Genomic DNA, 13,765 nt, shown 5'->3' on the forward strand with positions numbered 1-13,765 from the left:
GACCGGATGAGGCGGCACACTGGGGACATGGCCAGCACCGGTTCGCGCACGCTCCAGCTCCTGTCGCTCCTGCAGACGCACCGCTACTGGCCGGGCCAGGAGCTCGCCGACCGGCTGGAGGTGTCGCCGCGCACGCTCCGCCGCGATGTCGAGCGGCTGCGCGACCTCGGCTACCCGGTCGACGCCACCCGCGGCGTCGCCGGCGGCTACCAGCTCGCGGCCGGGGCGTCGCTGCCCCCACTCGTGGTGGACGACGAGGAGGCCGTGGCGCTCGCCGTCGGGCTCCGCACCGCCGCGCAGAGCGGTGTCGCGGGCGTCGCGGACGCGTCGGTCCGCGCGCTCGCCAAGGTGGTCCAGGTCATGCCGCCCCGGCTCCGGCGGCGCGTGGACGCGTTGCGGGTCGCGACGCTCGCCTCCGAGCTGCGCCCGGGTCCGGTCGTGGACGCGGAGCTGCTGACTGTCGTCGCGCAGGCCTGCCGCGACGAGGAGCGGCTGGTGTTCTCCTACGTGCGCCGCGACGGGGAGGCCTCGGAGCGCACGGTCGAGCCGCACCGGCTGGTGTCCGTCGGCCGGCGCTGGTATCTCGTCGCCTACGACCTCGGCCGGTTCGACTGGCGCAGCTTCCGGCTCGACCGGATGGCGGAGCCGCGCCCGACCGGCGCCCGGTTCCGGCCGCGCGCGCTGCCCGCGGCGGACGCCGCCGAGTACGTCCGCGCCTCTCTCGCCGGCGCCGTCGACTCGCTGCTCGTCGACGCCGTCGTCCATGCGCCGCTCGCCGATGTGGAGCAGGCGATCGGCCGCTGGGCCGCCGCGTCCGCGGAGCCGGCCGCGGCGGACGGCACGGCACGGACCCGGGTGCGGATCACCGCGGACTCCGCCGAGTGGGCGCTCTTCGGGCTCGCCGCCGTCGGCGCACCCTTCACGATCGAGGGGCCGGAGGAGGTCAGGGAGCTGGCGGCGCTCTGGGGGGAACGATTCGGCAGCGCGGCTAGACTCGTCAACCGATGAGCACCCCCGAGCGCACCCCCACCCCCGCCGAGATCACGCGCTGGCGCCGCTATCTCGCGGACGAGCGCGCCGAGGCCGCGGTCTACCGCGACCTCGCCGGGCGGCGCGAGGGCGAGGAGCGCGAGATCCTGCTCGCCCTGGCGGAGGCGGAGCGCCGGCACGAGCAGCACTGGCTGGGTCTCCTGGGCGACCAGGTCGGCAAGCCGCTGCGCGGCGACATCCGCACCCGCATGCTGGGCTTCCTCGCCCGCCGGTTCGGGTCGGTGTTCGTGCTCGCGCTCGCGCAGCGCGCCGAGGCGAGGTCGCCCTACGCCGACGACGCCGACGCGACGCCGCAGATGGCGGCGGACGAGCAGGTGCATGAGGAGGTCGTGCGCGCGCTCGCCGCCCGCGGCCGGCAGCGGCTCTCCGGGACGTTCCGCGCCGCGGTCTTCGGCGCCAACGACGGCCTGGTCAGCAACCTGGCGCTCGTGCTCGGCGTCGCGGCGAGCAGCGTCCCGAGCCACGTCGTCCTGCTGACCGGCGTCTCCGGTCTCCTCGCCGGGGCGCTGTCGATGGGAGCGGGCGAGTACGTCTCGGTGCGGTCGCAGCGCGAGCTGCTGGAGGCCTCCAGCCCGAACCCGGCGACCAGCTCGGCGCTTCCCCACCTCGACGTCGACGCCAACGAGCTGACCCTGGTCTACCGGGCGCGGGGGATGGACCAGCAGGAAGCGCAGGCGCACGCCCACGAGGTGCTGTCGACGCTCGGCGCCTACACGTCGCCGGTCGCAGTGCAGCGCTCGGAGGAGGACGAGCACGAGGCGGTCGGCAACGGCTGGAGCGCCGCCATCTCGAGCTTCTGCTTCTTCGCGTCCGGCGCGCTCATCCCGATCCTGCCGTTCCTGTTCGGCCTGACCGGCACGACCGCGATCGTGGTGGCGGCGGTGCTCGTCGGGCTGGTGCTGCTCGGGACGGGCGCCATCGTCGGCCTGCTGTCCGGTGCGTCGCCGCTCAAGCGGGCGCTGCGGCAGCTCGCGATCGGCTACGGCGCGGCGGCCGCGACGTACCTGCTCGGGCTGCTGTTCGGCGCGACGGTCGGCTGAGCGGCGGCGTCAGCGCCGTCTCCGGTCTCCCCCGTCGACGCCGTACACCAGCGCCCCGGCCAGCGGGATGAGCAGGAACCACAGCCAGCTGTAGGCGTAGCCCCACGCCATCCCGGTCAGGAAGAACAGGATGACGGCGACGAAGGGCATGATCGAGACGACCAGCAGCCCCCAGCGGTTGACCGGGCGGCCGTGCTCGCCGGGCGCCGGCGGGTAGCCGTACGGGCTCGGGCCGGGCTGCGACGCCTGCCACGCGGCGGCGGCACGGTCGGAGGGCGGCGCGCTCGCCTGCCCTGCTCCGTCGAGGTGGAGGACGCCGGGCAGGTCGCCGAACAGCGGCTGCAGGTCGCCGCGGGTGATGGCCGACCGCGCGGCCGCGACCCGCGACTGCAGCTCGGCGTCGCTCAGCCTCCCCTGCGCGGCGTGCGACTGCAGCGCGGCGACGGCGCGCTCCCGTTCGTCGTTGCTCAGGCGCAGCGACGCGTTCGACGGATCCCCGAAGTCTGTCATGCGGTTCAGTATGGCAGTACGACCGGTATCCCGGGTGCGCTCCGTCGGTCCGCAGGTTTACACTTGCATTTCGAACATACGTTCGATCGAGAGGAACCCGCGCTCATGACCGACATCGACGAGGCGGTGGCCGTGTGGACCACCGAGGACGGCATCCCGACCCGCCTGGTCTGGCGCTCGACGCGCTACCGGGTCAGCGACACCCCGACGGTGTGGGCCGAGATCTCCGTGTGGTGGCGGCCGTTCGGCGAGCACCGGTACGGCGTCGGGGCGCTGCCGCGGGAGATCGGCGGCTGGCGGTTCCAGGCGACGAGCGAGGGCGGCGTCGCCCACGTGTTCGACGTGCGGCACGACGCCGACGACCGCAGCTGGCGGCTGGTGCGGATCTTCGACTGACGCCGGGGAGCCTCCGCCACCCGCCGCCGCGCATCGCCTACCCTCTCTCAACGTGATGGACGACGACCGCTACGGCTCCGATGTGCTGGCCACCGACTGGAAGAACGCCGGCCGGAAGACCGTGCCGACCGTGGAGGCCGTGCGCGACCTGGTGATCGAGGAGGCCGCCACCGGGTTCTGCGGCGCGATCGTGCGGCTGGAGGCGCAGACGGTCGAGCTGGAGGACTACTTCGGAGCGAAGCGCGTGTTCCCGCTCGGCGCGTCCTTCCTGATCGACGGGGAGCCCGTGAAGCTCGTCGTGCCGAGCCGCGCCCCCGCCGGCCGCGGGCGCACGGCCTCCGGCTCCTTCGCGGTCGGCGAGCAGAAGGCGCGCGTCGCCCGGGCCAGCCGCATCTTCGTGGAGGGCAGGCACGACGCCGAGCTGGTCGAGCGCGTCTGGGGCGACGACCTCCGCGTGGAGGGGGTCGTCGTGGAGTACCTGGAGGGCGTGGACGACCTCGACGCCATCGTGCGCGAGTTCGCGCCCGACCGCGGCCGCCGGATCGGCGTGCTGGTCGACCACCTGGTGCCCGGGTCCAAGGAGAGCCGTATCGCGGAGCAGGTGGCCCGGGGGCCGTTCGGCGCGCACGTGCTCGTGGTCGGGCACCCCTACATCGACATCTGGCAGGCGGTGAAGCCGGCGCGGGTCGGGCTGGAGGCCTGGCCGTCGATCCCGCGCTCCGTGTCCTGGAAGCACGGCATCTGCGCCGCGCTCGGGCTGCCCCACGAGACGCAGGCCGACATCGCGCGGGCCTGGAAGCGGATCCTCGGCCAGGTGCGCAGCTACGCCGACCTGGAGCCCGCCCTCCTCGGCCGGGTGGAGCAGCTGATCGACTTCGTAACCGAACCCCTCCCCCGCGCGTAGCGCAGGAGATTCCGCCGCAACACGCGCCTGCACTCCTGCGGAACCACGCTCGGCAGGAGTTCCGGACCGTTTCTCCTGTTTTCGCAAACGGAGCCAGGGCGCACTTTCGCGCACCAGAATCCATTTGCGGTATTCGAACATGTGTTCGAAAATAGACGTATGTCCCTGGCAGTCGCACGCACCTTCCCCGACCCGGTCGCCGACCGGGCGCAGGTGCACGAGCTGCAGTCACGCATCCGCCAGATGCAGGCGACCAAGCTGGACGCGCGGCGGCTGGAGACGCATCCGGCGCTCGCCGCACTGCTGCCCGGTGGCGCGCTCAAGGCCGGCGCCGCCTACACGGTGCACGGCTCCACCACGCTCCTGATGGCGATGCTCGCCGGGCCGAGCGCGGCGGGCGCCTGGTGCGGCGTGGTCGGGATGCCCGACTTCGGCGCGGAGGCCGCCGGGCGGTTCGGCATCGACCTGGAGCGGCTCGTGCTGGTGCCGCACCCCGGGCCGCAGTGGCTGACCGTCACCGCCGCGATGGCCGACGTGCTCGGCGTGATCGCCGTCGCGCCCCCGGAGCGGCCGAAGAGCGGCGACGTCGCCCGGCTGACCGCGCGGCTGCGGCAGCGGGAGGCCACGCTCGTCGTCGCCGGCGACTGGCCGCAGGCGGAGGCGGCGCTCTCCGTCGTCCGCAGCGGCTGGGACGGGCTGGGCGCCGGCGCCGGCTACCTCTCCTCCCGGCGGGTGACGGTGGAGGCGGCGCCGCGCGGCGGGGCCGGACCGCGGCGCCGCGCCGAGCTCTGGCTGCCGGCGGTCGACGAGACGTTCCGCGCATCCGCGCCCACCCGCCTGGAGGCGGTGAGCTAGATGCGCCAGGTCACCCGCGCGATCGTGCTCTGGTGCCCCGACTGGCCGGTCATCGCCGCCCGGCAGCGTCTCGACCTGCCGGCGGACGTGCCGCTGGCGCTGGTCGAGAAGGGGATGGTGTTCGCCTGCTCCGCGCACGCCCGCGCCGACGGCGTCACCCGCGGGCTCCGGGTCCGGGAGGCGCAGTCGCGCTGTCCGCAGCTGGAGATCGTCCTCTACGACCCGGTGCTGGACGCGCGCGCGTTCGAGCCGGTGCTGACCGCGATCGAGGAGATCACGCCGGGCGTCCAGGCCGTGCGGCCGGGCACCTGCGTGCTGCGGGCGCGCGGACCCGCGCGTTACTACGGCGGCGAGGAGGCAGCGGCCGCCGAGCTGCTGCGCTGCCTGGAGGGGCTGGAGGACGTGACCGGGCTCGCGCTCGACGACGTGCGGATCGGGATCGCCGACGGACCGTTCGCCGCCGAGCAGGCCGCCCGCACCACCGGGGCCGCCGCCCGCGTCCGCATCGTCCCGCCCGGCGGCTCCCCCGCCTTCCTGGCGCCGATGCCGGTCGCCCGGCTCGGCCTCGCCGACCTCACCCCGCTGCTGCGCCGGCTGGGCCTGCGCACCCTCGGCGACCTGGCCCGGCTCGACCGGCTGGACGTCCGGGAGCGGTTCGGGGAGCGCGGCGAGCACGCCCACGACCTGGCCAGCGGGATGGACGGCGCCGCCGTGGTGCCGCGCACCCCGCCGAAGGTGCTCGACCGGGCGATCGAGTTCGAGCCTCCCCTCGACCGGGTCGATCAGGTGACGTTCGCGTTCCGCGGCACGGCCGAGCAGTTCGTGGCCGGGCTCACCAAGGCCGGGCTGGTGTGCACGTCGCTGCGCATCGAGGTGACCGACGAGCGCGGGAGGGTGAGCGAGCGCAGCTGGCAGCACCCTCGGCTGTTCTCGGCCTCCGACGTGGTGGACCGGGTGCGCTGGCAGCTGCAGGGCGCCGGCTCCATCGACTCCGGGCTGGCCTCCCCGATCGCGAAGGTCGCCGTCGCGCCGGAGGCCGTGGACGACATCGGCCACCACGAGGACGGTCTGTGGGGCGGCGGGGCGGACGAGCGCATCCACCACGGCCTCACCCGTGTGCAGGGGATGCTCGGCCACGACGCCGTCGTCACCGCCACGATCGGCGGCGGCCGGGCGCTGTCCGACCGGCAGGTGCTGGTGCCGTGGGGCGACCGGCCGGTGGGCGTCGCCCGCTCCGACCGGCCCTGGCCGGGGTCGCTGCCGGCGCCCGCGCCCTCCACGGTGTTCGAGGTGCCGCGGCCGGTGGCGGTGCTGAACGCGGCCGGCGAGCCGGTGGAGGTCACCGACCGCGGCGACGTCACCGCCCCGATCGTGAGCTTCTCCCCCACCGGCGCCGCCCGCGACGCCCGGCCGGTGGACTCCTGGGCCGGCCCGTGGCCGGTGCGCGAGCGCTGGTGGGACGCGACGCTCGCCCGCGCCATGCACCGCTTCCAGCTGGTCGACGCCGACGGGACGGCCTGGCTGCTCGCCCTCACCGGCACCGCCTGGTTCGCGGAGGCCCGCTATGACTAGCGCGCACGTCCACCTGGCAGGACATGCCGCGTGGCCCGACCTCCAGACGGCGTGTTCTGCCACGTGGATGCAGGGAGGGCCGCGCTGATGGGCTGGAACAACCCGCCGATCCCGTGGGCCGAGTTCGAGCGGCGGCTGAGCGGGCGGCGCGTCAGCGAGCAGGAGCAGCCGGAGCGGCCGTCCTCCCGCAAGCGGCAGAAGTACGTGCCGCAGGCGATGCCGGACGAACCGGACGAAGGCCATGTCCGCTACGCCGAGCTGCACGCGCACAGCACCTTCAGCTTCCTCGACGGCGCCAGCGCGCCGGAGGAGCTGCTGGAGGAGGCCACCCGGCTGCGCCTGCACGGCCTCGCCCTCACCGACCACGACGGCTTCTACGGCGTCGTCCGCCTCGCCGAGGCCGCGGAAGCCTACGAGCGCGTCAAGACCGTGTTCGGCGCCGAGCTGTCGCTCTCGCTCAGCCGGCCGCAGAACGGCGAGGCCGACCCGGAGGGCAGCCACCTCGTCCTGCTCGCCCGGCAGCAGTCCGGCTACCACCGGCTCGCCGCCGCCATCACCGCCGGCCAGCTCGCCGGCGAGGAGAAGGGCCGCCCGGTGTACGACCTCCCGACCCTCGCCGAGCAGTCCGGCGGCGAGTGGATGGTGCTCACCGGCTGCCGCAAGGGCGACGTGCGCCTCGCGCTGGCCGAGCACGGCGAGCGGGCCGCCGAGCGGGAGGTCGCCCGGCTCGCCGAGCTGTTCGGCCGCGACAACGTGCTGGTGGAGCTCATCGACCAGGGCGGCCCGCGCGACAGCACCGACAACGACGTGCTCGCCCGGATCGCCGGCCGGCTCGGCCTCCCGGTCGTGGCCACCAACAACGTCCATTACGCCACGCCCGCCCAGTACCCGCTCGCGACCGCGGTCTCGGCCGTGCGTGCCCGCCGCAGCCTGGACGAGATGGACGGCTGGCTGCCGGCCTCCGCCGCCGCCCACCTGCGCAGCGGCCGGGAGATGGCCGCCCGGTTCGCCCGCTACCCCGGCGCCGTCGAGAGCACCGCCGACATCGCGGACGACCTGGCGTTCCGGCTGCGCAGCGCCCGGCCGAAGCTGCCGAAGCAGGAGGTCCCGGAGGGCCACACCCCGATGAGCTGGCTGCGCGAGCTCACCTGGCGCGGCGCCGCCGAGCGCTACCCCGACCTCGACCGGAACCCGGCCAAGCGGGAGCGCATCGAGCGCGAGCTGGACGTGATCGAGGCGAAGGACTTCCCCGGCTACTTCCTCATCGTCCACGACATCGTCCAGTTCGCCCGCAGCCGCGGCATCCTCTGCCAGGGCCGCGGCTCGGCGGCGAACTCGGCGGTGGTCTACCTGCTCGGGATCACCGCGGTGGACTCGATCAAGTACGACCTGCCGTTCGAGCGGTTCCTCTCCTCCATGCGCGAGGAGGAGCCCGACATCGACGTCGACTTCGATTCCGACCGGCGCGAGGAGGTCATCCAGTACGTCTACGCCAAGTACGGCAGGCACAACGCCGCCCAGGTCGCCAACGTCATCACCTACCGGCCGAAGAACGCCGTGCGCGACATGGCGAAGGCGCTCGGCCACTCAACCGGGCAGCAGGACGCCTGGAGCAAGCAGATCGACTCGTGGAGCAAGGTCACGACGACCGACGAGCACGACATCCCGGAGGCCGTCGTCGACCTCGCCCAGCAGGTGCTGAAGTTCCCGCGGCACCTCGGCATCCACTCCGGCGGCATGGTGCTCACCGACCGGCCCGTCGGCGAGGTCTGCCCGATCGAGCACGCGCGGATGGAGAACCGCACCGTGCTGCAGTGGGACAAGGACGACTGCGCCTGGATGGGCCTGGTCAAGTTCGACCTGCTCGGGCTCGGGATGCTCTCCGCGCTCGACTACTCGATGCGCACCATCGAGGCGTCGCTCGGCGAGACGTGGACGCTGGACAGCATCCCGAAGGAGGAGCCCGGCGTCTACGACATGCTCTGCCGCGCCGACTCGATCGGGGTGTTCCAGGTGGAGAGCCGGGCGCAGATCGGCACGCTGCCGCGCCTGCAGCCGCGCAGCTTCTACGACCTCGTGATCGAGATCGCGCTGATCCGGCCCGGCCCCATCCAGGGCGGCGCCGTGCACCCGTACATCCGCCGCAAGCTCGGCAAGGAGCCGGTCACCTACCTGCACCCGGCGCTGGTGCCGGTGCTGGAGCGGACGATGGGCGTCCCGCTGTTCCAGGAGCAGCTCATGCAGATGGCCGTCGCGGTGGGCGACTGCACCGCGGAGGACGCCGACCTGCTGCGCCGGGCGATGGGCTCCAAGCGCGGCATCGAGAAGATCGGCGCGCTGCGCGCGAAGCTCTACGAGGGGATGGCGCACAACGGGATCGTCGGGGCCGACGCCGACGCGATCTACGAGAAGATCGAGGCGTTCGCCAACTTCGGCTTCGCCGAGAGCCACGCGATCAGCTTCGCGCTGCTGGTCTACGTCAGCTCGTGGATGAAGCTGCACTACCCCGGCGCGTTCCTCGCGGCGCTGCTGCGCGCGCAGCCGATGGGGTTCTACTCGCCGCGCACGCTCACGGCCGACGCCCGGCGGCACGGCGTGGTGGTGCGCCGGCCGGACATCCAGCTCTCCGGGGTGTTCCCGCTGCTGGAGGCCATCGACCCGGCACGGCCGGGGCCGACCGGCACCGACCCGTGCCTGGAGCACGACCAGCCTCCGGTCGGCGGCTTCGACCGCAGCGTGCCGCTCGACTTCGCCGCCCACCGCCGCGACGCCGGGCACGCGGTCCGGCTCGGGCTGGCGGGCGTGACCTCCATCGGCGAGACGCTCGCCGGGAAGATCGTCGCCGAGCGCGAGGCCTCCGGCCCCTACCGCGACCTGGGCGACCTCTCCCGCCGGGTGGGGCTCACCGTCGCGCAGCTGGAGGCGCTCGCCGCCGCCGGCGCCTTCGAGGGGTTCGGACTGAGCCCGCGGCAGGCGATCTGGGAGGCCGGGAACGCCGCCCAGGAGCGCCCGGAGTACCTGGCGGGCACCGCGATCACGGTGCAGCCGCCGCTGCTGCCGATGCTCTCCCCCGCCGAGCAGCTCGCGAGCGACCTGTGGGCCACCGGGATCTCCACCGACGACCACCCGATCCGCTTCCTGCGGCCAGCCCTGGCGGCGCGCGGCGTGCGGGCGGCCGACACCCTGGCGGCAGCGGAGTCCGGGCGCCGGATCGAGGTGGGCGGCGTGGTCACCCACCGGCAGCGGCCCGCGACGGCCGCGGGGGTGACCTTCCTCAACCTGGAGGATGAGACGGGCCTGGTGAACGTCATCTGTCCGGTCGGGGTGTGGAACCGCTACCGCCGGGTGGCCCGGCAGGCGCCGGCGATGATCGTCCGCGGCATCCTGGAGCGCAGCGAGGAGGGCGTGGTCAACGTGCTCGCCGACCGCCTGGAGCCCCTGGACACCGCCATCCGCACCACCTCCCGCGACTTCCGCTAACAGCCGAGTACGCGAATAATCATGCGAAAACCGCCGAGTACGCGGATTATTCGCGTACTCGGCGGTTTGCCGGGAGGGAGGCGCAGGGTCAGGCCTGGGCGAGGACCGCCTGCAGCTCGAGGGTGATGGTGACGTCCTCGCCGAGCAGCACGCCGCCGGTCTCGAGGGCCGCGTTGTAGGTGAGGCCGAAGTCCTCGCGGTTGATCTTGGTCTTCGCGGTCGCGCCGGCCTTGTAGTTGCCGTACGGGTCCTGGCCGAAGCCGCCGAAGTCGAACTCGAAAGTGACCGGCTTGGTCACGCCCTTGATCGTGAGGTCGCCGTCGACGAGGAACTCGCCGTCCTCGTGGCGCACGCCGGTGGAGACGAAGTCGATGGTCGGGAACTCCTCGGCGAGGAAGAAGTCGCCGGTGCGCAGGTGCGCGTCGCGGTCGGCGTTCTTGGTGTTGATGGAGGCCACGTGCGCCTTCGCGGAGACGCTCGACTCCAGCGGGTTCTCAGCCGTGACGAAGGAGGCGTCGAAGTTCTCGAAGACGCCCTTGACCTTGCTGATCATGAGGTGGCGGATGCTGAAGCCGACCTCGCTGTGCGTGGGGTCGATGGTCCAGGTGCCGGCCTTGTATCCGGGGATGTCGATGGTCATTCGGTTCTCCTTGAGTCGGTTCTGATGCGATCGGACGCTGTCAGGTGCATGCAACCGCATGGATAACGACCCTATTCCGGATTCGGCAAAAAAAGTTGACACGACACCATTCTTCATCCTCCTGAGGGATGTGGGTCGACATTTCAGTGCATACCATTTTGTCTGGTTTCACGCATCATCCGAATCGCAACAGGAGGAACCCAGCCATGACCACCACACCGCTCACTCGCCGGACGCTCGTCGGCGCCGCCGCCTGGACCGCCCCGGCGATCGCCCTCTCCACCGCGTCCCCCGCGCACGCGGCCTCCCCCGTCGGCGTCATCGCCTTCGTCGACGCGGACGACCTGATCGGCAGCGGCTACACCGCCGACCTGGTCGTGCAGCTCACGCCCCCCACCGGCGACCCGGTGCCGGCCAACCTCGCCGTCGCGTACAGCAGCCCCGGGGTGGTGGACGGTCCGGCCTTCGTCGCCACCGGCGGGAAGAACCTCGTGACCATCCCGGTGACGGGGCGCGACGTCAACCGGTCCACCGTCATCACGGTCAGCGCTCCGGGATACCTGCCCGCCACGACCACCCTCCGGGTGACGTTCGACGACGGTGCGTTCTTCATGGCGCGCAACGCGCCGTTCGGCGTCAGGCACTCGGCCAACACCCTGAACCCGACCACGTCGTCCGGCATCCGCGGCACCGCTGCCGACGGGACGATCGTCGACACCTGGACCGGGGGATGGCTGTATCGCTCCACCTTGGCATCGAACACCTTCACGCCCACCGGCACGCTCTTCGGCGGGAGCTTCGACGACCCGGGCACGATCGTCGGCACCATCGCCTGGAGGCTGGAGGTGGTCACGACCGGCGCACCGAACCTCCGCTGGCAGCAGCGGAACGGCTTCGCGTTCTCCGGCCGGGCCCTCGGCGACACGTATCAGGAGGGCGTGACCCGGTCCGGCGCCGGCCTCGGCGTGATGAACGTCGTGCCGGCCGTCCGCGCGACGCTGTCGAGCGCGTCGAACCCCGGTGGCTCGGCCTTGTTCACCTGGTCGTTCCCGCGGTTCCCGAAGTACCGCGCCCTGTGGACGATCCAGTACTAGCGCCCGTGATCGGGCGGACCGGGACGGGCGCGCGGTCCCCGTCCCTCCGCTCAGCCCCGGACCGCGACGGACCGCCGCAGCACGAGCAGCGCCCGGGCGTCGGCGTCCACCTGCGCGAGCGGGATGCGTCCGTCCCGCACGGCGGCCACCACGGCGTCGATCAGTGCGTCCGGGTCCTCCGCCCCCTGGATCATCAGCACCATCGTGTTGCCCGCGGCGATCGCCGCCACCGCGTTCGCCCCCGCGTCCTGGTACTGGGGCAGGCCCGTGTCCTGGAGCATCCGCAGGTCGTCGGTGATGGTCACGCCGTGGAAGCCCACCTCATCGGCCAGGATGCGATGCCAGGCCGGCGACAGCGACGCGGGCGCCGCGTCCACTCCGCTGTAGACCAGGTGGCCGAACATGACCACCTCGGCGCCGGCCTGGACGCCGGCCCGGAACGTCGGCGCGTCCTGCGCGGCCCAGCGGGCGTGGTCGATCGCGGCGGTCGGGACGGTGCGGTGCGAGTCGGCCTCCGTCTCGCCGTGGCCGGGGAAGTGCTTGAGCGTGCTGAGCACCGACCCCCGCTCGCCCGTCACCGACGCGGCGACCCGCGCGGCCGCGGAGGCCGGGTCCGTGCCGAGGATGCGGTCGGCGATGAAGGAGTGCGGGTCGGCGGTGACGTCGGCCACCGTGCCGAAGTTCAGGGTGACGCCGGCCTGCTTCAGCAGGGCGGCGCGCTGGGCGAACGCCTGCTGCGTCGCCGCAGGCGGCAGCGCGCGCAACGCCTCCGCGCCCGGCCCGGAGTCCCACGGCAACCGCGTGACGTCGCCGCCCTCCTCGTCGATCCCGACCAGCGCGGGCAGGCCGGGGTCGGACGCACGGGTCGCGGCGGTCTCCGCGGCGAGGGCCTGCGGCGTCGCGGGGATGTTGTCCGACATCAGGATGACGCCGCCGAGCCCGTACCGGTCCACGAACTGGCGCAGCGCCGCCGGATCCGTCCCGGGCGCGTGCAGCATGAACAGGCTCGCCACCTTCTGGCGGAGCGTCAGGTTCCGCAGCCGCTCGTCCGCGTAGGCCAGGACAGGATCGGGCGCTGCCGCCGTCGCAGACGGCGCCGGCCGCGTCGCTGACACCGTCGGCCGCGTCGCACCGGCGCTCGGCTCCAGAGGGTGCGCCGAACCCCCGGCCGCGCACCCGCCCAGCACCGTCGCGAGCACCAGGAGGGCAGCGGCCGTCCTCATCCTTCCGGCGCGGCGCATCCCCCGATGGTAGCCCGCGGGCCTTGACGGTCCCTCCGAGAGCCGACCGGCAGTGAAGCCCTGTCCGTCAGCTGAGCCCGGCCGGACCGGTTCCCGCCGCGCCGTCGCCCGCACGACCGCCGCCGCCCTACGATGGCGGGATGGCGTCCAAGCCGATCTCGCTGCTGCTCGCCAGCCACCCCGGGCCCACCGCGGTGGTCACGGTCGTGGCCGTGGGGCTCGGGATCGGGCTCGGCTACCCGCCCGGGCGGCTCGGCCTCCTCGCGCTCGCGATCCTGCTCGGGCAGCTCTCCATCGGCTGGTCGAACGACTGGCTCGACGCCGCCCGCGACCGTGCGGTGGCGCGTGCGGACAAACCCGCCGCCCGCGGGGACATCCCGCTCCCCGTCGTGCGCGCCTCCGCGTTCGTCGCGCTCGCGCTCGCCCTCCTCGTCACCGCGCTGCTCGGGGTCGGGGCGCTGATCGCCCATGCCGTGGCGATCGCCGGAGGCTGGGCCTACAACCTCGGGCTCAAGACCACCGCCGCGTCCTTCGTGCCGTTCGCCGTCAGCTTCGGACTCCTGCCCGCGATCGCCACCCTCGGTCAGGAGCACCCGGCCTGGCCGGCGCCGTGGGTCCTCGCGGCCGGCGCCCTGCTCGGCGTCGCCGCGCACGTCACCAACGTGCTGCCCGACCTCGCCGACGACGCCCGCACCGGCATCCGCGGGCTCCCGCACCGTCTCGGCGCACGTGCCAGCGGCCTCCTCGCCTTCGGCTGCCTCGCCGTCGCGACCGTGCTGATCACGTTCGGTCCCGGCCTCCCGGTGCGTCCGCTGCTCGTCGCCGGGCTCGTGATCGGGATCGCCGCGGTCGTGGCCGGGGTGGTCCTGCTGCTGCGGCGGAGCCCGACCCGGCTGCTGATGCAGCTGATCATGACCTGCGCGATCGTCGACGTGGCGATGCTGGCCCTGGCCGGGCAGTCGATCGCGGCCGGCTGAGCGCCG

12 protein-coding genes are annotated in these 13,765 nt (G+C 73.5%); 9 read left to right on the forward strand and 3 right to left on the reverse strand.

Features of this window, described 5'->3' with window-relative positions; genetic code table 11:
• Nucleotides 1-27 precede the first annotated feature (27 nt).
• Together HNR13_RS12320 and HNR13_RS12325 are read left to right on the forward strand one after the other, a co-directional pair.
• Entirely contained in the window at nucleotides 28-1,008 is a 981-nt protein-coding gene (locus HNR13_RS12320; protein ID WP_179606140.1) for a helix-turn-helix transcriptional regulator, read from the forward strand.
• A complete protein-coding gene (locus HNR13_RS12325; RefSeq protein WP_179606142.1) occupies nucleotides 1,005-2,090 on the forward strand; it encodes a VIT1/CCC1 transporter family protein in 1,086 nt (361 codons plus the stop codon). Before HNR13_RS12320 ends, HNR13_RS12325 begins: the two co-directional genes overlap by 4 nt.
• A 9-nt stretch (nucleotides 2,091-2,099) precedes the next feature.
• Here HNR13_RS12325 and HNR13_RS12330 read toward each other — a convergent pair whose 3' ends face one another.
• Nucleotides 2,100-2,600 carry a DUF1707 domain-containing protein gene (locus tag HNR13_RS12330; protein WP_179606144.1) on the reverse strand — a complete coding sequence of 167 codons (501 nt, stop codon included), beginning with the start codon at nucleotides 2,598-2,600 and terminating at the stop codon, nucleotides 2,100-2,102.
• A 105-nt stretch (nucleotides 2,601-2,705) separates the two neighbouring features.
• Between HNR13_RS12330 and HNR13_RS12335 the strand changes: the two genes are divergently transcribed.
• The 5 genes from HNR13_RS12335 to HNR13_RS12355 all read left to right on the forward strand — a co-directional run bounded on the left by HNR13_RS12335 (nucleotide 2,706) and on the right by HNR13_RS12355 (nucleotide 9,807).
• Nucleotides 2,706-2,996, forward strand: a complete 291-nt coding sequence (locus HNR13_RS12335; RefSeq protein ID WP_179606146.1) for a DUF6504 family protein — start codon at nucleotides 2,706-2,708, stop codon at nucleotides 2,994-2,996.
• Nucleotides 2,997-3,051: 55 nt separating this feature from the next.
• Entirely contained in the window at nucleotides 3,052-3,900 is an 849-nt protein-coding gene (locus tag HNR13_RS12340; RefSeq protein WP_179609423.1) for a DUF3097 domain-containing protein, read from the forward strand.
• Between the two features lie 159 nt (nucleotides 3,901-4,059).
• Nucleotides 4,060-4,755 (forward strand): hypothetical protein, encoded by a 696-nt coding sequence (locus HNR13_RS12345; RefSeq protein ID WP_179606148.1) that lies wholly within the window; start codon nucleotides 4,060-4,062, stop codon nucleotides 4,753-4,755.
• On the forward strand, nucleotides 4,756-6,327 hold the full coding sequence (locus HNR13_RS12350) for a DNA polymerase Y family protein (RefSeq protein WP_179606150.1): 1,572 nt from the start codon (nucleotides 4,756-4,758) through the stop codon (nucleotides 6,325-6,327).
• 87 nt (nucleotides 6,328-6,414) lie between these two features.
• Nucleotides 6,415-9,807 carry an error-prone DNA polymerase gene (locus HNR13_RS12355; RefSeq protein ID WP_179609425.1) on the forward strand — a complete coding sequence of 1,131 codons (3,393 nt, stop codon included), beginning with the start codon at nucleotides 6,415-6,417 and terminating at the stop codon, nucleotides 9,805-9,807.
• Between the two features lie 88 nt (nucleotides 9,808-9,895).
• On the opposite strand, the gene HNR13_RS12360 is transcribed toward HNR13_RS12355, so the two are convergent.
• On the reverse strand, nucleotides 9,896-10,447 hold the full coding sequence (locus tag HNR13_RS12360; protein WP_179606152.1) for a YceI family protein: 552 nt from the start codon (nucleotides 10,445-10,447) through the stop codon (nucleotides 9,896-9,898).
• Between the two features lie 206 nt (nucleotides 10,448-10,653).
• Between HNR13_RS12360 and HNR13_RS12365 the strand changes: the two genes are divergently transcribed.
• Nucleotides 10,654-11,541 (forward strand): hypothetical protein, encoded by an 888-nt coding sequence (locus tag HNR13_RS12365; RefSeq protein ID WP_179606154.1) that lies wholly within the window; start codon nucleotides 10,654-10,656, stop codon nucleotides 11,539-11,541.
• A gap of 50 nt (nucleotides 11,542-11,591) precedes the next feature.
• Here HNR13_RS12365 and HNR13_RS12370 read toward each other — a convergent pair whose 3' ends face one another.
• The gene (locus HNR13_RS12370; RefSeq protein ID WP_179606156.1) at nucleotides 11,592-12,782 is read right to left on the reverse strand and encodes a glycoside hydrolase family 3 N-terminal domain-containing protein; all 1,191 of its coding nucleotides are present in this window, start codon (nucleotides 12,780-12,782) and stop codon (nucleotides 11,592-11,594) included.
• A gap of 140 nt (nucleotides 12,783-12,922) precedes the next feature.
• Here HNR13_RS12370 and HNR13_RS12375 point away from each other — a divergent pair, with 140 nt between their 5' ends.
• Nucleotides 12,923-13,759 (forward strand): UbiA family prenyltransferase, encoded by an 837-nt coding sequence (locus HNR13_RS12375; protein ID WP_179606158.1) that lies wholly within the window; start codon nucleotides 12,923-12,925, stop codon nucleotides 13,757-13,759.
• The last annotated feature ends 6 nt before the right edge of the window (nucleotides 13,760-13,765 follow it).

Source organism: Leifsonia shinshuensis (assembly GCF_013410375.1).
Taxonomy (GTDB): domain Bacteria; phylum Actinomycetota; class Actinomycetes; order Actinomycetales; family Microbacteriaceae; genus Leifsonia; species Leifsonia shinshuensis.